This window comes from Flavobacterium sp. 316 (assembly GCF_000967805.1).
Taxonomy (GTDB): Bacteria; Bacteroidota; Bacteroidia; order Flavobacteriales; family Flavobacteriaceae; genus Flavobacterium; species Flavobacterium sediminilitoris.
In genome coordinates, this window is record NZ_JYGZ01000001.1 from 408,717 (window position 1) to 429,954 (window position 21,238).

Sequence of the window (21,238 nt, forward strand, 5' to 3'; positions counted from 1 at the left end):
AATTATAGTTGTAGTGCTTTTTTTGTTTTTTTCTCTAGAGCATCTTTATGTACTAATACTGAAATTGCTTTTAGTTTTACGTATGGAACACTCATATATAAATAACCTCCATTTGCAACTTTTTTTTCATCACTTCCCCAAGAATTTTTAATTTTATAGTATAAGTTTCCTTTTTGGTCTTTTACTGTTCCCACAATATGCATTAAGTGATCATCAGTTGTTTCAAAATTTTCAAATTCTGCCTGACGATATTCTGCCGAAACATTCATTTCTTCAATAATTTCAGTTAATCCTTTTTTCGCATCATCTTCAATTTGAGGAATAAATGCAACACCATTTTTAGCAGAGAAAGTTTTTTCGGATACATCACAGTCAAGTGCTAATGAATATCCTTTTGATAAAGCATAATCAATATTTGAAACAAATTCATCTAGTGGTAAATTATACATGCTACCATTTGAAAAATTGTCAGGAATATTTAAAATAAATGATTTATAATTTTCATGATGAGTAAAAGAAGTTAGTGTAACGTAGTTTTCTGGTTTTATCTTCATTTTTTCCATAAAACTTTTTGGAGTATATTTTTCCCCTTCAAAAACAAAATCATTTGGATTTTCTCCTAAATAAGTATCTAAAACAGCATTAATAGCTGATTTCCATTTTGGAGAAAGCTTCTTTGCAGGATTAGCTACATACGTTTTTACCATAGCTTCTAAAACGGCAACCATTTCAGCATGATTGTGCGTTTTTTCTTCTTCTGTTAAACCCGTATAAACAGAAACAGGAACTAAACCATAATTAGCAACACTATTTAATACATCATGAGATAAACCTCCTTCACTAAATTGTGCTTTACCTTGTCTCATTACATAATTTTCAGCCTTTTTAGGATAAGTATTTCGTACTTGATACATTTCTGATAAATCAACTGTTTTACCAGTTAATCGTGTGATTTCTGATTCAAGGAATGATGAAGTAGAAAAACTCCAACAAGTGCCTGTTTGTCCTTGTGAAATTACAGGTGTTGTTTCTAACTCTATAACCGATTGAAATTCATATTCTTGCGCATTAATACAAAACATTCCTGAAACCAAAAGTAAGCCTAAATATTTATTTTTCATGGGAGTAAAATTTTTAAACATGCAATATAATGCAAAAAATGAATTATTTTTACTGAAAAATAAGTTTAAATTATCCAATAACAAAATTTAAAAAGAATGTGAAATACTAATCTTTTATCTTTAGAATTGCTTAAAAACGATTTTATTTATAAATAGGTTAACCTTTGTAAACAAACTAATTATATGAGTACAATAAACTGGAAAACAGTAAGAGAATTTGAGGATATTACATATAAAAAATGTGATGGAGTAGCACGTATAGCTTTTAATAGACCAGATGTTCGTAATGCTTTCCGACCAAAAACAACAAGAGAATTATTAGAAGCTTTTCATGATGCTCAAGAAGACACATCTATAGGTGTAGTGTTGCTTTCTGCGGAAGGACCTTCGTCTAAAGATGGAATATATTCATTTTGTAGTGGTGGAGATCAAAAAGCTCGTGGACATCAAGGATATGTAGGAGATGATGGTTATCACAGACTGAATATTTTAGATGTACAACGTTTAATCCGTTTTATGCCTAAAGCTGTTATTTGTGTTGTCCCTGGTTGGGCAGTTGGTGGAGGACATTCTCTTCATGTAGTTTGCGATTTGACTTTAGCGAGTAAAGAATATGCTATTTTTAAACAAACTGATGCAGATGTAACAAGTTTTGATGGAGGATATGGTTCTGCATATTTAGCAAAAATGGTGGGACAAAAGAAAGCGCGTGAAATTTTCTTTTTAGGTAGAAATTATTCAGCACAAGAAGCATTTGAAATGGGAATGGTAAATGCAGTTATTCCACATGATGAACTAGAAGATACAGCTTATGAATGGGCACAAGAAATCTTAGCAAAATCGCCAACATCAATTAAAATGTTGAAATTTGCTATGAATTTAACAGATGACGGAATGGTTGGTCAGCAAGTTTTTGCAGGTGAAGCAACTCGTTTAGCTTATATGACTGATGAAGCAAAAGAAGGAAGAGATGCATTTTTAGAAAAACGTAAACCAAACTTTGAAAAAAAGTATTTGCCATAAATATTTAAAAAAATAAAAAATCAGTAATACATAATTTGTTTTACTGATTTTTTATTTTTAGTTAAACTCGAATTTTTAAATATTAAAAATAAAATAGTATTCATCGTTTGTGCTAATGATGAGATAATTTCTTTTGTTTACTTAAAGAATTTGATAACGAAGAATTACGAAAACGGAATTGATATATTGCAATTAAAAATTTGAATGAATATTATAATTAATTATGGAAGAATTTACAAATGAACTTATTGATATAAAAACCTTACCAAAGTTTGAAGAAATACAATATAACGATTTACATCCAAAATATTTTAGAGTAATTCTGATAAATATATGTATTTTCTTTTTCATTCTATTATTAGGAATCATTTCGGTGCTATATATAAATGAAGAAATTTTTACAAATAGAATTTGGTTGTTAATAGGAATTATTTATCCTATTTATTTAATTATAATGATTTTGTATTACAATTTAAGTTTCAAAAAAAGAGGATATGCTTTTAGAACTCATGATGTAATCTATAAATCAGGATTGATAAGAGAAACGACTGTTATTATTCCTAATAATAGAGTGCAACATGTAGCTTTGCACCAAGGTTTTTTTTCAAGGCTTTTCGGATTAGCAACAATTGAACTTTTTACGGCTGGAGGAAATAGTAGTGATTTAAAAATTCCAGGATTAGTATATGAAGAAGCATTACGTATAAAAAGTATGATTTCTTTGAAAATAAATGATGCTGTTGATAAAATTGAGAATAAAGTTGAAGATGAAAGAGTAACTAATGAAGAGTCTCAAAATATAGAAGAAGAAAACAATGAGAACTAATTTCGACTTTACTGTTCCTCAACGTCAGTCTCTTATAGGAGTTCTTGTATTATTTGCAAATACATTACAAAAATCAATTAGAGCCTTTTGGCCATTATTGGTTGTTTTTCTATTTAGAAAAGAATTATTTGATAGAATGTATGTATACATTGGTATCATTATTTTAATTTTATTAATAGCAATAATTGCATTTCTTAAATATTGGTTTTTTAAATTTTATATCGATTCAGATTTAGAAGAATTTGTAATTGAAAGTGGTATTTTGAATAAAACGAAGACAACTATTCAGTTACATAAAATTCAAAAAGTCGATATTAATCAAAGTTTGATTCAAAGAATATTCAATGTTCACAAACTAGAAATTGATACAGCAGGAAGCGATAAAAAAGAAGCTTCGATTGGTGCTATTTCAGAAGAAATGGCTGTTAATTTAAAAAGTAGATTAATTGAAAACTCAAAAAAACAAGACTACAATGGGAATGTTGATGATTTTCAATCAGAACAAGAACCAAAATCATTCATAACGATTAGCTTAGGAAGTTTAATAAAAATTGGTTTCACAGCTAATTATATGGCAAGTTTAGCGTATCTATTTCTTGTTTTTTCCACCATTTCCGAAAATCTAAAGCAAATAGGACAGGAATCGTTAATAGATGATAATGTTAGTAAGCTAGATGAATTTCCTTTAACCACAGTTTTAATGATTGCATTAGGGTTAATCATTTTTTCTGTTTTATTTATTAACTTAGTAATGACAATAGTGAAATACTTTAATTTCACAATAAAAAGAGATGAAAACACATTTATTCTCTCTTACGGGTTAATCAATCTTAAAAACACAATTATTAATCCAGAGAAAGTTCAAATTATAAAATGGACGCAAAACTTTTTTCAAAGAAAGCTAAATGTTAATACAATTGAAATAAAGCAAGCATCGAGTGACGAAAAAAGAGCTAAAAATAAAGACAAAACAAAAATTCCTGGTTGTAACAACGATGAAAGAATTGAAATTTTAAAGTTATTGATTGAGAAATTGCCAAAGTATGAAAAAGAATTACATCCAAATATTAGAAAACTTTTATTGAATAGTTTTATTTTCATCCTTATTCCTGTTACCATAGGATTATTTGTCAATAACTACAATAATAAGTTTGAAACGGTTCAAGCAATAGGATTAGCAACTCTGTACAGCTTATTTATAGGCGTTATTATACTGTTTTCTTATAAAAACTATAGATTGTATACATCAACTGATTTTATTGTTAAAAAAAGCGGTGCTTGGGATATTGATTATGAACTCATTCAACCTCATAAAATTCAAGGTATAAAAACATTTCAGCTATTTTGGCAAAAAAGAACAAATATAGGTTCAGTAACTTTATACACCGCAGGAGGAAATATAAGTTTTCGTACGACAAACTATTCAGAATTAAAAAAATTAGTAAATTATTGGTTATATCAAGTTGAAGTTTCAAAAAGAAACTGGATGTGAGAAACTTAAATAACAAATTTTAGGATACAATATTTAATATAAAATACATTTAAAATAATAAAATGAAACATTGGATTCAAGCAGCAAGATTACGCACATTACCATTGTCGATATCTGGAATAATTGTAGGAAGTGCTTATGCTTATTATCAAGGATTTTTTAATTTAGAAATAACAATATTAGCCTTATTAACTACTTTAGGACTGCAAATTCTGTCTAATTATGCTAATGATTATGGTGATGGAGTTAAAGGAACAGATGCAAATAGAATAGGAGAAAAGCGTTTAGTTGGTTCAGGAATTATTAGTTCAAGTCAAATGAAAAAAGCAGTTATTATCACAGCAATAATTACATTTATTGTAGCTTTAAGTTTAATTTACGTAGCATTTGGTAAAGAAAATTTTGGACTTAGTTTAATTTTTATCTTATTAGGAATAGGATCAATAGGAGCAGCTATTAAATATACAGTTGGTAGCAATGCGTATGGATATAGTGGTTTTGGAGACGTGTTTGTATTCGTTTTTTTTGGTTTAGTAAGCGTTTTAGGATCAAATTTTCTATTTACTAAAATATTTGATTGGTATTTGATATTACCTGCAATTTCAATAGGATTACTAAGTGTAGCTGTTTTAAACTTAAACAATATGCGTGATATTGAAAACGATAAAACTTCAGGAAAAAATACACTTGTTGTTAAACTAGGGTTGAAAAAAGCAAAAATATATCATGAAATTATAATAGCCATTGCCTCAATATCATTTTTAATATTTTGCTTAATAACTAAAATTTCATTACTGCCAATATTAGTAGTGAATATATCATTAATCATTCATTTAAATAAAATTAAAAAATCAAATTCGTACGAAGATTTTGATCCAGAACTTAAAAAAGTAGCTCTAAGTACTTTCGCATTAAGTCTTTTATTTTGGTTAACAATCTATTTTTTATAATTAAACCTCATTAAATACTCACATTATGAAAATAACATTTTACGGACACGCATGTTTAGGTATTGAAGTAAATGAAGTAAATATCTTAATAGATCCTTTTATTACAGGAAACCCGAAAGCAGCACATATCGATATTAATTCGCTTAAAGCAGATTTTATTCTATTAACACACGCTCATCAAGACCATACATTAGATGTGGAAGCCATTGCAAAGCGAACAGATGCAATAATTGTATCTAATCATGAAATAGCAACATATTATGGGAATAAAGGCTTTTCGTTTCATCCAATGAACCACGGAGGAAGTTGGGATTTCGAATTTGGAACAGTAAAATATGTAAATGCAATTCATACTTCTTCTTTTCCTGATGGAACAAATGGAGGTCAACCAGGTGGATTTGTAATTGAAGGAGAACATAAAAATATTTATATAGCAGGTGATACAGCACTTACAATGGATATGAAGCTAATTCCAATGCGAACTAAGCTAGATTTAGCTATTTTGCCTATTGGAAGCAACTTTACAATGGATGTTGATGATGCTATAATTGCTTCAGATTTTGTTCAATGTGATAAAATATTAGGATATCATTTTGACACGTTTGGTTATATTGAAATTGATCATGATGAAGCAAAACGTAAATTTTTTGACAAAAACAAAGATTTAATGCTATTAGGGATAGGTGAAAGTATCGAACTATAAATATCATTATTAATGATTGAAAACAATATAAAGCATCATAAATAGAAATGATTTTTCGTTGGAATGTTTAAAATTTTAAAAACAGAAACGAACAGTCTTGAATTTAACTTTCTTAATTTATTAATTAATTTGAAAGCAACTTATAAAAAATATATTTTAAAATTTAAAAGACCAAGTGGAACTTCAAGAGGTATTTTAACCGAGAAGGAAACTTGGTTTTTAATTTTAGAAAAAGACGGAAAAAGAGGAATAGGAGAGTGTGGAATTTTGCGTACACTTTCTATTGATGACAGACCTGATTATGAAGAAAAATTACGTTGGGTTTGTAACAATATTCATTTAGGAAAAGAACAACTTTGGGAAGCTCTTTTAGAGTTTCCTTCAATTCAATTTGGAGTTGAAATGGCATTCCTTTCTTTACTATCAAAAACAACTTTTAACTTGTTTCCAAGTGACTTTACTTTGGGTAAAAAAAGCATGGAAATTAACGGTCTTGTTTGGATGGGAGAAGAGCAGTTTATGAAGCAACAAATCGAAGAAAAATTAGCACAAGGATTTCGTTGTATAAAATTAAAAATTGGAGCTATTGATTTTGATAAAGAATTAGGTTTATTGCGTTTTATTAGGCAACATTTTGATGAAAAAACAATAGAAATTCGTGTTGATGCTAATGGAGCTTTTGATTTAAATAATGCTTTAGATAAACTAATTCAATTATCTGATTTTAAAATACATAGTATTGAACAACCTATTCAGAAAAACAATACTGACATCATGTCAGTGTTGTGTAAAAATGCTCCTTTTCCAATTGCTTTAGATGAAGAGCTAATAGGAGTCTTTGGAATAGAAAATAAAATGCAATTATTGCAAAAAATAATGCCAAAATATATCATTTTAAAACCAAGTTTAGTAGGTGGTTTTAGAGGAACTTTAGAGTGGATTTCGGTAGCAAAAAAACTAAATATTGAGTGGTGGATTACATCTGCTTTAGAAAGTAATATTGGACTAAATGCAATAGCACAATTTACTTTTACTCTGAATAATTTTTTACCTCAAGGATTAGGAACAGGTAGTTTATATACAAACAATTTTGATTGTCCATTAGAAGTTGAAAACGGACACATTTGGTATCGTAAAAATAAAGAATGGAATCTTGAATTATTACAATAAAAAGAGTCAACATTTGTTGACTCTTTTTATTTCGCATTGTAATAAATTATTACTATTTTTTATTCAGATTTTACAGAAGCCTTGTCATCTTTAATTTCAACTTCAGTTTTATTTTCTCCGCTTTTTGAAGAAAATTCTACACCATCTTTATCGATGCTAATAGAGGTTCCATCACTCTCACTTGGTTCAGTTTCTTTTTCAATTACAACCGTTTCAGTCTTTTCTACTGTAGGTTCTTCTTTTTGTTCTTTACAGCTCAAATTAGCTAAAAGTGCTAAACAGGCTATTGCAAATGTTACCTTTTTCATTATTATTTATATTTAAAATTACTTAAGTGCAAGTTACAAGACGTTAATCATTTATGTTTTACATCTTTTTTACGAATTCTTATATAATTACCAGAAAGAAGAGTTAAGGGTGTGTATCAGTTTTAATTTTACTGTAAAAAAGCATTAAAAGGTTTCGCAACTCTCATTTTAAAGATCAATTTTAAAAATGTATTTTTGTGCTTCATTAAAATCAATTAAATGTTTCGTTTAAAATTACCTACAGATCCTCGTTGGGCAAATATAGCAGAAGGAAATCTTGAAGAAATTCTAACAGATCATGCTTGGTGTGAGCAAAAAGCAGCTTCAAATGCAATTATGTTAATTACTATGCTACCAGAATTTACTGAAATTACTACCGAACTAATAAAGATTGCTAAAGAAGAGTTAGACCATTTTGAGCAAGTGCATGAAATTATAAAAGCACGTGGTTGGGTTTTAGGTCGTGAACGAAAAGATAGTTATGTAAATGATCTATTTAAGTTTATGAAACCAGGAAATCGTAAACATATCATTGTGGAGAGAATGTTATTCGCAGCTATGATTGAAGCTAGAAGTTGCGAACGTTTTAAGGTTCTTTCAGATAATATAGAAGATCAAGAATTAGCTACTTTTTATAGAGAATTAATGATTTCAGAAGCCAATCATTACACAGCTTTTTTACAATTTGCACACGATTTAGCCGAAAAAGGCTATGATGTAAAGAAAAGATGGGAAGAATGGTTGGAACACGAAGCCAAAGTAATTGCGAGTTATGGCAAAGGTGAAGCGATTCATGGGTAGTGTTCAGTGGTCAGTTTTTAGTTCGCAGTTGAAAAAACTGAACACTGAATATTGAGTACTTTTAGCTAAGTCTTATTTTTCAACTCAATCCATTTACTCATGAACTTAGTGCTTTGTAAAGTTTGATGTTGGAAAACTTGTCCTAGGAAATTTTGATTTCTATGTTTGTCTAGGTTTGCTAGTAAATGATTTACTTTAGTAATGAAGTCGTTTTCAAATAAAGATTTCTCAAAACGTTTGTTGATTAACTGAATTCCATTTTGTTGAGATTGTTGCCAAAAAGTTTGGTTTTGATATAACTCAATTGCTTTTTCAATAAAATCTTCATCAGTTGTAGTAATAAAACCATTCCATGAATGATTACCATGCATTCCTTCTGAGCCCATTTCTGTTGTAATATTAGGTAGGCCAAAAAGCATGCTTTCTAATAATTTTCCTTTTAAACCAGCACCGTAAGGAATAGGAGCAAGCAATACTCTTGCCTTATAAAAAACTTCTTTTACACTTTCAGCACGACCTTTTATTAGAAAACCTTCTTTTTGATTATGTAATTGTTTGGCTTTTTCAGTTACATACGAACCATAAACATGTAATTCAGCTTCAGGAAGGGCTTTTTTAATCGATTTCCAAGACTTTTTAAGTTGTAATACTGTTTGCCAATTCGGTTCGTGTAAAAAGTTTCCCATGCTTACAAAATGGCTTCGTTCCGAAAATAAAGGAAAATGATTGATTGTTTCTTTTGATATTGGTTCAACCAAAAACGGAATATAATGTAAAATCGAAGGATCAACTTTAAAGAGATTAGTTAATAATTCTATTTCATATTCGGAGATTATTAAACTTAAATCGCAACGATATATAGATGCTAATTCTCTTTTAAAAACATCAGAAATATAATCTTTTGAGTTTAATAACCTATTTTGTTTAAATGCAATTTCTCTTGCTTTTCTTAAAAAATGTAAGTCTTCAGTATCTAAAATTCGTAATGCATTAGGACAGTTTTCTATAACTCTCCAGCCATATTGTTCTTCCGTCATAAAGCGATCAAACAATACAATACTAGGGTTTAGTTCTGAAATTAAAACATCAAAACTATTATTGTTTAACTTTATATAATGTGTTTTAACATCTTGATTCTCTAAATTGTATGAAAAATCTGTTTTTGAAGCAGAAGATAGAAAAGTAATTTTATAATTCTGATTTTGGAACAATTTAATAAGCTGAAGCATTCTGCTACCAGCCGCTGTAGAATTAGGTTCTGGCCAAACGGTTCCGATAATTACTAAATGATTTTGCATAGTGCAAAAATAAATCTTTCATTAATTTATCTCACGATTTAAGTTTCTTTATTTTTACAAAAAAAATATACAATGCCTTCAATATTTAAATTTTGTCCTAATTGTCAATCAACTCATTTTACATTTGAAAATAATATCCGTTTTCATTGTTCAATTTGCGATTTTACGTATTATCATAATATTGCTGCTGCTGTAGCAATTGTTTTTACATTTGAAGATAAAATTTTGTTTACTGTTCGAAATGTTGATCCAGATAAAGGAAAATTAGACTTACCAGGTGGATTTGTTGATCCAAATGAAAATGCTGAAGAAGCTGCTTGTAGAGAAATTAATGAAGAATTAGGACTTGAAATATTTCCAAATAACCTACGCTATATTACGACTTCGCCAAATAATTATTTATATAAAAATATACCTTATAAAACAATGGATATTTTTTATGAATGTTCATTAAGCTCAGATATTATTTCGATTACAGCAAAAGACGAAATTCAAGAACTAATTTGGGTAAACCGTTCGGAAATTGATTTAGATTCAATAGGATTTGTCTCAATTCGAAAAATAATTAAAGAATTTTACTGTGTTTAAATGTGATTTTTAAGTTTAAGAAGATTTATATATCTTGATTAAATATAATAATAGATACAACATTTTTCAGAGAATCTCTAAGCACAATTATTAAATCCGTTTGGCATAGGTCTGTATGAATAATATTGTAATACTTCTTCAATAGCAAATTTTAATGCTTTGTTTATTGGAACAATTATATTTCCTAATTTAAAATCTATTTGTGAGAGATTCATATAATAATCTGTGAAAATAGGGACAGGAAGACCATTGTTTATTAGTTCAATAGACTTTTCAAATGATTCTTTTTGTCCTTCTTTTATTATTTTACAAGTAGCTAAACGATATTGACCATATTTATCTTTGTTAGCACCATAACCAAATAATCTACAAATTAAACCTCTATATTTATAATCACTACAACTACCATTATTCTTGTCTAATATGGAAAGAGGGCTATAAATATAACAAGTAGTAGTTTCATTTTTATTTAAATCATTTAAAACGGTTTCTGCTTTTCCATTTAAAAAAAGATGGAAAGCCCAAGGTAAAAACTCTAATGGAGAAGCATCAATATCAGGATTAGTACAGCATTTTCCACAACCAGCAACACAACCTAATTTTGTTTCTTTTTGAAATTGAGCAATTTCTAAATTAAGGTTTTCGAATAATTGTTCTACTAATCTTACTCGTTTTTCTATTGACATAAATTTTTATCGAAGGTACATTTAATAATAATTACTTGTTGTTTTTTTAACACTAAAAAATATACTTATTTGACAAGCAAATTACATTGAATTAAATTATCTGTTTTTTTAAAAATTTGGTATTATTTAATATGATGAAATTATGACTCTATAAAGGCATAGTTTGTTATTTATAAAACGTGTAAGTATCAAATAAAGAGATTTTTACAATTTTTCTATAAACATAGTTAAACTTTATATTAAGTAAATTTCAGTCACTTTTTTTTTTAAATTTGAAATGTTAAAGTTATAGGATATGTAATATTTATTTGGTTAATAAATTGATCTTAATTTAAGTTTTTTTTAAAATAACAACATAAACTTGAATGAATAGAAATAACTTTTAAAATAATATAATTATAAGGATTTATTCACAAACAAATACAAACAAATTAAAAAATCAAAACAATGAAAAAAATCAAATTAGAAGGAAAACTAAGCCTTAACAAAGAGACAGTTACAATGTTAAATGATGCTCAAATGAAAAATTTAAATGGTGGAGCATGGTTTACATTATACCATTGTAATAAAACAAACAATTGTGCTACAGCAACGTGTCCTACTGCAACATGTCCTACAGGGTCTTGTCCTGTAAACTGTGTTCCTTATACTGAAGGTGCAAGCGTTTGTCAATCTGCATGTGGAAATAATGTGTGTCCTTAAATAAGAAATGAATAAAAGTATAAGATAGCTTTCTAATTTTTTAGAAAGCTATCTTTTTTAACTCTACATGCCAAAATATAAACAAATCACTACTAGTTGATTACTATTTTTTCCATTTTAATGAAAGATATACTCGAAGAAAAAACAAAAACAATTATAGATTCTATAGTGAATCATAATTACAATAATATGAGCTTACTATCTGGAAATACAGGCTCATTATTTTTACTTAGTTATTACGCAGAATACACAAAAAATGATAAGTATCTTGAAATTGTAGAAGAAATAATTGTAGATACTTATACTAAAATAAATAATGGAATCTATCATATAGATTTTAGCTACTCAAATGGAATAACAGGATTTCTTTGGGCAATAAACAACCTTCTAGAATCAGGACATATTGATATTGATTTTGATGAATATTTCTCTGAAACAATTCCAGATATTTACAATTTCATGATGTATAAAATAGAAGAAGGGAATTATGACTTTTTGCACGGAGCATTAGGACCTGCAAACTTCTTATTAGATATTACAGATAAATTTCCGGATTGTATATTTTATCTTAAAAAATTTAATTCAAAACTTATTGAAAAAGGAATTTACAACAAGTCAAACGATACACTTCATTTTATTTCATCTGTTTTTAAAGCAAATAATGAAACAGAGAAGGTTATAAATCTAAGTTTATCTCATGGTATGGCTGCAATTATGTATTATTTCATAAGATGTTTACAAAAAAAAGAATTGTATTCTGATCAACTAGTAAAAGCATTAAGACAAATAATAAATTTTTATAAAATTCATCAAAATCCATCACCAAATGAAATGAGTTATTTTCCTTCTTGGATAAAATTAGAATCTCATATAGCGTTTAATAGCAGATTAGCTTGGTGTTATGGTGATTTAGGTATTGGAACGGAATTATATAAAGCAAGTGAAGTTTTAAAAGACAATGAATTAAAAGAATATGCACTTACAATATTAAAGCATACCACAACAAGAAGAGATTTAAAAATTGAAAGCGTAGTAGATGGAAATTTTTGTCATGGTAGTTGTGGTTTAGTTGATGTTTATAGAACAATTTATAAAATGACTAATGAACCTATTTTCTTAGAAACAGCAAATTATTGGTTAGAAAAAACGATAGATCTAGCAGTTCATGAAGATGGATATGCCGGTTATAAAACCTATTTAGGAGGAAAAAATATATATGAAAATAATTTAAGTTTATTAGAAGGAGCATCAGGTGTAGCAATTGTTTTCTTAGCAACACTTATGGATAAAGAATTATCTTGGAAAAAATCTTTAATGCTTTAATAGTAAATGTAATGATAAAATAATTTTTAAAAAAGGACTATGAATTATGGAATTTTAGATTTTGGAAGTATTCAAAGTAATTCAAATGCTATTTCAACAATACATGAAACAATTGAAATGGCTCAATTAGCTGAAGAATTAGGATTTACAAGATATTGGTTAAGCGAACATCATGAAGATAACTTAGCATGGAAAAACCCAGATATAATACTTCCATTATTAGCAGGTTATACCCAAAAAATTAGAGTAGGATCAGCAGGAGTATTAGTAGGATTGAATGCACCAATTAATACAGCTTATCATTATAAATTATTAGCCAATCTATATCCATCAAGAATAGATTTAGGGTTAGCCAAAGGAAAAACAGAAGAACATAAAAGCATAGAACTTGCAGATGGAAGTGATTGGAAAAAGAATTTAGATGATTATTTTAATAGAGTAAGAAAAATTAAAAGTCTAATTAATGATCAAGTACCTACTATTATTTTACCTCCAAAACAAGGTGAATCTCCAGAAATATGGGTTTTAGGTACAAGTAAATCTAGTATTGATTTTATTATTGAAGAAAAAACAAGCTTTTCACTTTCATTATTTCATATAATTAATGAATTACCATCTCCAGATATTATTAAAGAATTAAGAGAGCAATATATCCTAAAAAATAGAGTAGAACCTAATATTAATATCACCTTGAGTGCATTTTGTAGTGATGATGAAAAACGTATTGCTGCAATAAATGAAAAAACGAAACATATAAAAATTAATTATTCAGGAAGTCCTGATTATTTCAAAGATTTTTTAGAAAAACAAGCAGAAATATATCAAGTAAATGAAATTATAATTCTGAATTTAGGAGAAACTTTAGAAGAAAAACAGGCACTTATGAATGTTTTTAAAGTAGAAAAACACGAATTTAAAATCACCAACTAAAATCATTTAATCTTTCTGAAAAAAATGAAATACCTATCAAAGTTTATTTTTAGAACACCATTATATCCTTTTTTAAAAAGTAAAACAGATGAATTGTTTTCTGAGGCAATTTATATAACATCACCATCACTAAAAAGAGAATATGAAAAATACCTTGATGGAAAAATAGATAGTCCTAAAGAAATAAAAAAGTTAAAAATAGCATACTATAAATATCTAAGTAGAGCTAGTTCAAGATGTACGCCTTTTGGATTATTTGCAGGTTTAGGTACAGGAAATTTTGGAACAGCTAATAAAGTAACATTAAATTCTATACCAGAACAAAAAATGGTTAGAAGAACAAGACCAGATATGAATGTTATTTGCATGTTAGCAAAAGAACTTGAAAAAAAAGATTTTATACAACCTTACATTAAGTACTTTCCAAACAATAGTATCTATCAAATAGATTCTTTTTATAGGTATGTCGAATATTATTATGCAGGAGGAAGAAGAGTTCACAGAATTAGTAAAGTTGATTATTCAGAATATTTAGAAGGTATTTTAATTCATGCAATGTATGGCAAAACTGAATTAGAATTAATAACGAGTTTAACAACATTAGGAATTGAAGAAGAAGAAGCAACATCATTTTTAAAAGAACTTATAGAATCTCAACTTTTGGTAAGTGATTTTGAACCAACAGTAACAGGAAAAGAATTTTATGAAGTAATAATTGACACATTACACGGAATACAAACAAATCATCCATCAAAGGAATTAGAAGAAACAATCCTTTTAATAAAAGAGATAAAAGAAAGTCTAAATAAAATTGACCAAAATACTATAAACTCAGTAGAAGCTTACGAAGATTTACATAATAAAATAAAAAAGATTCTAAAAGATATTCCAGAAACAAATCTTTTTCAAACCGATTTATATTTTAAAACACAAGAATCAGAATTAGATATAAATATTCAAGAATCAATATCAGATGGTGTTACATTTTTAAATAAAATAACACCAAATTATACCAATACTAATTTAGAAAACTTTAAAAGAAACTTTTCAGAGCGCTATGAAGAATCTGAAGTTTCACTACTAGAAGTACTAGATACAGAAAATGGAGTAGGCTATCCTAATAAAGACACTTCAGGAATAAATGATTTACTTGACGATCTTGCTTTAGGAAATTCATACCAAGATTTTGAAATAAAATGGACATCATATCAAAAAGCTATTTTTCAAATATTGATAAAAGCATATAAAGAAGATGCTAAAATAATTACAATATCAGAAAACGATTTTAAAGATATTGATTATACGAATAACAACCTTCCACATTCTATGGCAATAAAATTTAACTTGCTAAATGCTGAAACAGGAAAAATACAATTAGAAAATATAGGTGGAGCAACAGCAACATTACTTTTAGGGCGTTTTGGACATGGAAATGAAGACGTTTTGGATATAATTAATGAAATAACGAAGCATGAAAAATTACATTCAGGAGATTCAATTTTAGCAGAAATTGTTCATTTACCAGAAAGTAGAATAGGAAACATATTATCAAGACCAGATACTAGAGATTATGAAATGGCATATTTGGCTAAATCAAATAAAAGCGAAGAGTTTCAAATAAAAATATCAGATTTATTCATATCAATTAAAAACGGAAATATTGTTTTAAGAAGCAAAAAATTAAACAAACAAATTATTCCAAGATTAGGAAATGCCCATAATTTTAGTTTCAATTCTTTACCAGTATATCAATTTTTATGCGATTTACAATTACAATATTATACCAAACCATCTTTATATTTTAATTGGGGATCATTAGCATCACAATTTACTTTTTTACCTAGAGTAGAATATAAAAATATAGTATTAAAATCAGCCACTTGGCAATTAAATCAGTCAGATTTCAACGATTTGATTAAAGACACTAATGATTCAAAAATAATAGAAAAATTTATTGAATTTAAAAAGAAACACAACCTTCCAGATTTTTTCCTATTAGTAGATGGAGATAATGAATTATTAATTAATTCTTCAGATGAAATAGCAATTTTAGCTTTTGTAGATACTATAAAAAAGAGAACATCAATAGTTATTGAAGAATTTCTATTTGATATAAAATCATCTTTAATAACAGATAACAAAGGAGATAGTTATACAAATGAATGTGTAGCTATTTTATTAAATGAAGAAACAAAATTTCCAACATTTAATTTTGACGATGAAAATACAATAAAACCTATTACTCGTTATTATTTACCAGGAAGCGAATGGATGTATTTTAAGATTTACTGCGGAATAAAAACAGCCGATTATATTCTAACTGAAATTATATTACCATTAACAGAGAAACTTATTGCAGACAGAAAAATAAAAAAATGGTTCTTCTTACGTTATTTTGATTCAGATAATCATTTAAGATTCAGGTTTCAACTTTCAAATGAAAAAGAATCAGATGATATTCTAACATTATTAAATGAAACTTTAGGAACATTACATCTTAATGGTTTGATTTCAAAAATGCAAACAGACACTTATAATAGAGAAATAGAAAGATATGGAGCTGATAGAATAGAACTTACTGAAGAGCTGTTTTATACGGATAGTGTTTTTTGTGCAAATTTTATTAATTATTTAGATTCAGAAATGGGTTCAAAAATAAAATGGCAAATGGCAATTAGAGGAACAGATCAATACTTAGAAGATTTTGGATTAAATATGGAGCAAAAAGCAGCGTTCACAGAGAAAATTGCTGATAATTTTTTTAATGAAAATAATGGGAATGCTTTTTTAAGAAAGCAGTTGAATGATAAGTATAGAAAATTTAGAAGTTCAATTGAACATTTAATGCAATTTGAACATGACAATCAAAGAGAAATAGCACCATTATTAGCATTATTGTTTGAAAGAAGTGAAGCTAATAGTAATATAATAGAAAAACTCAATATTCATTTTGAAGATGAAAAGTTTAATACCTTAGTGTTTAGCTATATTCACATGATGCACAATAGAATATTTAATGCAAAACAACGACAAAATGAATTCATCATCTATGAGTTACTTTCAAGACATTACAAATCATTAATTGCACGCAAAAAGTATGAAAAAGTAACCATGAAAGTTTAGGTTATTATAAATTAGAAGTTTTTATTATAAAACCTATATAGTCGTAATTGATTAATAATAAATAAAAAATAAGTTCAATACTTTGTATTATTATTCATCTATTTTGATATACTATCAACAGGTATTTCTACATTTTGTTTAACAACAACAGGAGTTACATTCTTTTTTATTACTGGAATAAGAATTTCAGTAATAAATTGAGAAGGTTTTATCTTATCAGTTGTAGTGCTATTATTTACTTTATAAATTTCAATATGTTCTCCTTTTTTTTCCTCAATATAATTATTTTCTGCAATAAACTCTAAAGCCTTTTTTAGAGCCTCTTTTCTGTGGTTATAATCGCCTTTCAAAGTCGTTTTTAAAGCAATAAAAGATTCATAATAACCACCTCTTATATCACTTAAAGGAGTCGTTAAAATTTCCTCTTGAATAGGTACACAAGCAGTATAGACTACATAATCATTTGTTTCATCCCATGTTTTAAACTGAATATAAGAATCACCAGTTGTTGTAATCTCATTTTGTTTTACAAACAAGTTTATGTTTTTCAACAGCGTTGCAGCTTTTACTTGAAAATCAGATATTTTACAAGAATCCCTCTGTTGTATATAACTACTCGCTTCTCTCGTAATAATTCCGTTTACAATAACATTAAAAGTAGAAAATTCATTAACCAAATAATTATTTATATTCTCTAAACCAGAAGTCAATAACGATGAAAATTTAGTTTCATTACTACCCGTTAGTAAAGCTTTCATTTTCTCCTTAAAAGTTAAATGCCCTTTAATTCCCCAAGTTATCTTTGTTTGATTGTTTTCTTCTGTAAAAGTCCAGTAAGTCGTATAGTTTTGATCGTCAATTTTTTCAATTTGATATATAGAATCTTGTTCAAATACCTTTGAAGTTGAAATACGATTACCATCCCAATCTATAAAAGCACCTTCACCAGAAGTTAATTTTGAAAATGAAGATTTAACACCTTGCTTATTTATCAATTCAGGATGCCAATTTCCCCAGTTTTCAAAATCATTAATAAAATTAAAAACCTTAGATTTAGGGCTTTTAATAGTTTTTTCTTCACTAATATCAAATTCATTTGGTTGTGTTGCAACAAACACTACAAAAGCTATTGATAGTAACAGTAAAAGTAATAAAAGATATTTAGCAATTCTCATTTTTTTGGCGATAGGATGTGTTTCTCAAATATATAAAAATTATTCTTTCAAATAGACTTTGATGATAAATAATAAACCAATAAATAATAAAAAACCAAATAATATCCAATATGTTCCTTTGTACTGTTGTTGTAATTGTTTCAGATCTTTTCTATAGACATATATCATAGTAAAAATAAAAACAATAACAAAAAAAACGGCAAAATAGAGTTGACCTGATGAAAACATGATTATATTTTTTTACAAAAGTAAGAAATCAAATAAGCAATTAAATAAATTTGCAACTATAAAATTACAAATTATGAAAAAACAATTAGAAGCCGTAAAATTATTTCATACAACTTACGGACTAGGAGTAAGTAACGAAATAAAAGCAGATTTAGGAGAACAAAAAAATAAGCTCCGTTTTGAGCTAATGAAAGAAGAAAATGAAGAATATTTAGAAGCTGTAGAAAATAATGATATTATTGAAATAGCAGATGCGCTTGGAGATATGCTATATATTTTATGTGGAACAATATTAGAACATGGATTACAACATAAAATTGAAGAAGTATTTGATGAAATTCAAAGAAGCAATATGAGTAAATTAGGCGAAGATGGAAAACCTATTTATAGAGAAGATGGAAAAGTAATGAAAGGACCTAATTACTTTAAACCTAATTTTGAAGTGATATTAAAATAACTATTCGAAGTTATATACAAAAAGCGATTTTCAACCTGAAAATCGCTTTTTGTATATTTAATCTTGTAAAGTTTAAATCTTAACAGTCCATCCAAAAGTATCTTCTGCTACTTTATATTGAATATTAGTTAGTTTCTCTTTTAAATCAAGTGCAAATGATTTTTCTATTTTTGGCAATTCAAAATAGTCTTCTTTATACGAAAACCCAACAATTGGATTAATCACAGCGGCTGTTCCTGCTCCAAATATTTCTTTTAAAGTTCCATTTTTAGCAGCATCAATTAATTCATCAACTAAAACAGGTCGAACATCCACGTTGATATTTTCTCTTTTTGCTAGTTCAATAATACTTTTACGGGTTATTCCATCAAGAATTCTTTCACTAGTAGGAGCAGTATATAAAGTATCATTAATTCTAAAGAAAACATTCATTGTACCCGCTTCTTCAAGTTTAGTATGAGTAGCATCGTCAGTCCAAATAATCTGTTGATATCCTTTTTCATTGGCTAATTTAGTAGGGTAAAATTGTGCCGAATAATTTCCAGCAGCTTTTGCAGCACCTATTCCTCCATTTGCAGCTCTACTAAAGTGTTCTGCAATTAATACTTTAACTTCTCCAGAATAGTAAGATTTTGCTGGAGATAATATAATCATGAATCTATAGAAAACGGCAGGAGCAGCAACAACACCTTTCCCAGTTGCTATCATAAATGGTCTTATGTATAGCGAATTTCCATTTCCTTTTTTAACCCAGTTTTTTTCAATCTCAAGTAAACGCTTTAATCCTCCCATGAATACATTTTCAGGAACTTCAGGCATAGCCATCCTTGTTGCACTTTTATTAAAACGCTCAAAATTTTGATCTGGACGGAAAAGCCAAACATCATCACGTTCATCTTTATATGCTTTCATTCCTTCAAAAATAGCTTGTCCATAGTGAAAAACTTTTGCAGATGGATCAATTGTAAAAGGAGCATAAGGTTGAATTACTGGTTTTTGCCATACACCATTTTCATAATCACAAATCAACATGTGGTCTGTAAATGTGTTTCCAAAAGTTAAATTCTCAAAATCTACTTCGTTTATTTTTGATATAGAAGCTAAATTAATATCTATATTTTCTAAAGTTTTAATATCCATTATAAATTGTTATGTGTCTTGTTTTTTTAAAATATATTAGTAGAAAAGCCTTTTGTTAAATTTTCGTTGCAAATTTAGTAAAAAAATGCACTCTTTTTTAGAGATAGTTAAAAAAATAAAATTCATATTATTAACAAAAACAGAGCTTTTTTAAACAATTTATTTATTTTTGTGTCTAATCAATTAAATAAAAAATATTCATGAAAAAAATAGTATGTTTTATCGCTTTCGCTTTTTTAATTATAAGTTGCCAAGACAAGAAAGATATTAATACAGCAAAAGAAATTGTAGAGAATCAGATTAGTTATGCAACATTTGGAGATTCTATTGCTGCGGATGGAGCAATTTCTAAAGAAGAAATGCTTGAAAAATTCAAAACATTAAAAGAAGGAGATACAATTGATGTTAAATTCTCTTCAAAAATAGAAGAAGTTTGTCAAAAGAAAGGATGTTGGATGAAATTAAACTTAGCAGATGATAATAGTACTTTTGTAAAATTTAAAGATTATGCATTCTTCGTTCCAAAAAATGCTCAAGAAAAAGAAGCAATAGTAAATGGAAAGGCTTTTGTTAGTGTAGAGAGTGTTGATGATTTAAAACATTATGCAAAAGATGCAGGGAAATCTCAAGAAGCAATAGACAGCATTACTGAACCAAAAGTGAGATATTCATTTATGGCTGATGGTGTTTTAATTGTTAAATAATGAGAGTTTTTTTACTTTTATTTTTGTTTTTTTTATCGTGTAATAATAAGGAAAACACATCAGAATCATGTACTACTACTTCAAACGCAAAAGTGAATGAAGATGGTTTTGAAATGTATGAAATGTCAGAAATGGCAGCATTGATGGAACAAATGTATGTTGATAATCAAAGATTAAAAGATAGAATTATCAAAGGAGATACTATAGGTGAGTTTCCACAACATTTTAAGAAAATTCACAATGCTGTTTTAACAGATGAAACAGATAAAGATTTGTTCTTTAATGAGCAAGCCAAAAAGTTTATTGAAGCTCAGGAATTAATATATAAAGAACCAGAAAAAGCAAAAGAGCATTTTAATACAGGAATTGACGCTTGTATTCAATGTCATCAAGTAAAATGTGGTGGTCCAATTCCAAGAATAAAAAAACTATACATTAAGTAAAAGCATAAAGTTTAAGTTCATTCTTAAACTTTTTTAATTTTAATAAA

General features: G+C 27.5%; 21 protein-coding genes. 15 read left to right on the forward strand and 6 right to left on the reverse strand.

From position 1 onward, the window contains the following. Nucleotides 1-2: 2 nt before the first annotated feature. Nucleotides 3-1,121: a C1 family peptidase gene (locus SY27_RS01835; protein WP_045966848.1), complete on the reverse strand. Its 1,119-nt coding sequence runs from the start codon at nt 1,119-1,121 to the stop codon at nt 3-5. Between the two features lie 183 nt (nt 1,122-1,304). Between SY27_RS01835 and SY27_RS01840 the strand changes: the two genes are divergently transcribed. From SY27_RS01840 to SY27_RS01865, 6 genes are all read left to right on the forward strand, one after another. After that, a complete protein-coding gene (locus SY27_RS01840) occupies nt 1,305-2,144 on the forward strand; it encodes a 1,4-dihydroxy-2-naphthoyl-CoA synthase (RefSeq protein WP_045966850.1) in 840 nt (279 codons plus the stop codon). A 223-nt stretch (nt 2,145-2,367) separates the two neighbouring features. Next, nucleotides 2,368-2,970, forward strand: a complete 603-nt coding sequence (locus tag SY27_RS01845) for a PH domain-containing protein (RefSeq protein ID WP_045966852.1) — start codon at nt 2,368-2,370, stop codon at nt 2,968-2,970. After that, nucleotides 2,960-4,462: a PH domain-containing protein gene (locus SY27_RS01850; RefSeq protein WP_045966854.1), complete on the forward strand. Its 1,503-nt coding sequence runs from the start codon at nt 2,960-2,962 to the stop codon at nt 4,460-4,462. Before SY27_RS01845 ends, SY27_RS01850 begins: the two co-directional genes overlap by 11 nt. Before the next feature lie 62 nt (nt 4,463-4,524). Next, on the forward strand, nt 4,525-5,412 hold the full coding sequence (gene menA, locus SY27_RS01855; protein ID WP_045966856.1) for a 1,4-dihydroxy-2-naphthoate octaprenyltransferase: 888 nt from the start codon (nt 4,525-4,527) through the stop codon (nt 5,410-5,412). A gap of 25 nt (nt 5,413-5,437) precedes the next feature. After that, entirely contained in the window at nt 5,438-6,115 is a 678-nt protein-coding gene (locus SY27_RS01860; RefSeq protein ID WP_045966858.1) for a metal-dependent hydrolase, read from the forward strand. A 129-nt stretch (nt 6,116-6,244) separates the two neighbouring features. Further along, a complete protein-coding gene (locus SY27_RS01865) occupies nt 6,245-7,285 on the forward strand; it encodes an o-succinylbenzoate synthase (protein ID WP_045967453.1) in 1,041 nt (346 codons plus the stop codon). A gap of 59 nt (nt 7,286-7,344) precedes the next feature. Here the strand turns inward: SY27_RS01865 and SY27_RS01870 are convergent, their stop codons facing one another. Beyond that, entirely contained in the window at nt 7,345-7,593 is a 249-nt protein-coding gene (locus tag SY27_RS01870; protein ID WP_045966860.1) for a hypothetical protein, read from the reverse strand. Nucleotides 7,594-7,812: 219 nt separating this feature from the next. On the opposite strand from SY27_RS01870, the gene SY27_RS01875 reads away from it, so the two are divergent. Continuing rightward, entirely contained in the window at nt 7,813-8,394 is a 582-nt protein-coding gene (locus SY27_RS01875; RefSeq protein WP_045966862.1) for a tRNA-(ms[2]io[6]A)-hydroxylase, read from the forward strand. Between the two features lie 65 nt (nt 8,395-8,459). Here SY27_RS01875 and SY27_RS01880 read toward each other — a convergent pair whose 3' ends face one another. Further along, the gene (locus SY27_RS01880; protein ID WP_045966864.1) at nt 8,460-9,692 is read right to left on the reverse strand and encodes a glycosyltransferase; all 1,233 of its coding nucleotides are present in this window, start codon (nt 9,690-9,692) and stop codon (nt 8,460-8,462) included. Between the two features lie 72 nt (nt 9,693-9,764). On the opposite strand from SY27_RS01880, the gene SY27_RS01885 reads away from it, so the two are divergent. Next, the gene (locus SY27_RS01885; RefSeq protein WP_045966866.1) at nt 9,765-10,280 is read left to right on the forward strand and encodes an NUDIX domain-containing protein; all 516 of its coding nucleotides are present in this window, start codon (nt 9,765-9,767) and stop codon (nt 10,278-10,280) included. A 77-nt stretch (nt 10,281-10,357) separates the two neighbouring features. On the opposite strand, the gene SY27_RS01890 is transcribed toward SY27_RS01885, so the two are convergent. Then, nucleotides 10,358-10,966, reverse strand: a complete 609-nt coding sequence (locus SY27_RS01890) for a YkgJ family cysteine cluster protein (RefSeq protein WP_045966868.1) — start codon at nt 10,964-10,966, stop codon at nt 10,358-10,360. A gap of 447 nt (nt 10,967-11,413) precedes the next feature. On the opposite strand from SY27_RS01890, the gene SY27_RS01895 reads away from it, so the two are divergent. The 4 genes from SY27_RS01895 to SY27_RS01910 all read left to right on the forward strand — a co-directional run bounded on the left by SY27_RS01895 (nt 11,414) and on the right by SY27_RS01910 (nt 17,044). Next, nucleotides 11,414-11,668: a class I lanthipeptide gene (locus SY27_RS01895; protein WP_045966870.1), complete on the forward strand. Its 255-nt coding sequence runs from the start codon at nt 11,414-11,416 to the stop codon at nt 11,666-11,668. 120 nt (nt 11,669-11,788) lie between these two features. Next, nucleotides 11,789-12,991, forward strand: coding sequence for a lanthionine synthetase C family protein (locus tag SY27_RS01900; RefSeq protein WP_045966871.1), 1,203 nt, complete (start codon nt 11,789-11,791; stop codon nt 12,989-12,991). 39 nt (nt 12,992-13,030) lie between these two features. Further along, on the forward strand, nt 13,031-13,921 hold the full coding sequence (locus tag SY27_RS01905; protein ID WP_045966873.1) for an LLM class flavin-dependent oxidoreductase: 891 nt from the start codon (nt 13,031-13,033) through the stop codon (nt 13,919-13,921). A 24-nt stretch (nt 13,922-13,945) separates the two neighbouring features. Then, complete coding sequence (locus SY27_RS01910; RefSeq protein WP_045966875.1) at nt 13,946-17,044, forward strand: lantibiotic dehydratase; 3,099 nt, start codon at nt 13,946-13,948, stop codon at nt 17,042-17,044. A 98-nt stretch (nt 17,045-17,142) separates the two neighbouring features. On the opposite strand, the gene SY27_RS01915 is transcribed toward SY27_RS01910, so the two are convergent. Then, on the reverse strand, nt 17,143-18,219 hold the full coding sequence (locus tag SY27_RS01915) for an SRPBCC family protein (protein ID WP_045966877.1): 1,077 nt from the start codon (nt 18,217-18,219) through the stop codon (nt 17,143-17,145). Between the two features lie 301 nt (nt 18,220-18,520). Between SY27_RS01915 and SY27_RS01925 the strand changes: the two genes are divergently transcribed. Then, on the forward strand, nt 18,521-18,904 hold the full coding sequence (locus SY27_RS01925; protein WP_045967454.1) for a nucleoside triphosphate pyrophosphohydrolase family protein: 384 nt from the start codon (nt 18,521-18,523) through the stop codon (nt 18,902-18,904). A gap of 72 nt (nt 18,905-18,976) precedes the next feature. Here the strand turns inward: SY27_RS01925 and SY27_RS01930 are convergent, their stop codons facing one another. Beyond that, a complete protein-coding gene (locus SY27_RS01930; protein WP_045966881.1) occupies nt 18,977-20,044 on the reverse strand; it encodes a branched-chain amino acid aminotransferase in 1,068 nt (355 codons plus the stop codon). A gap of 200 nt (nt 20,045-20,244) precedes the next feature. On the opposite strand from SY27_RS01930, the gene SY27_RS01935 reads away from it, so the two are divergent. Further along, on the forward strand, nt 20,245-20,748 hold the full coding sequence (locus SY27_RS01935) for a DUF4920 domain-containing protein (RefSeq protein WP_045966883.1): 504 nt from the start codon (nt 20,245-20,247) through the stop codon (nt 20,746-20,748). After that, nucleotides 20,748-21,191, forward strand: coding sequence for a hypothetical protein (locus SY27_RS01940; protein WP_045966885.1), 444 nt, complete (start codon nt 20,748-20,750; stop codon nt 21,189-21,191). Before SY27_RS01935 ends, SY27_RS01940 begins: the two co-directional genes overlap by 1 nt. Nucleotides 21,192-21,238: the final 47 nt, after the last annotated feature.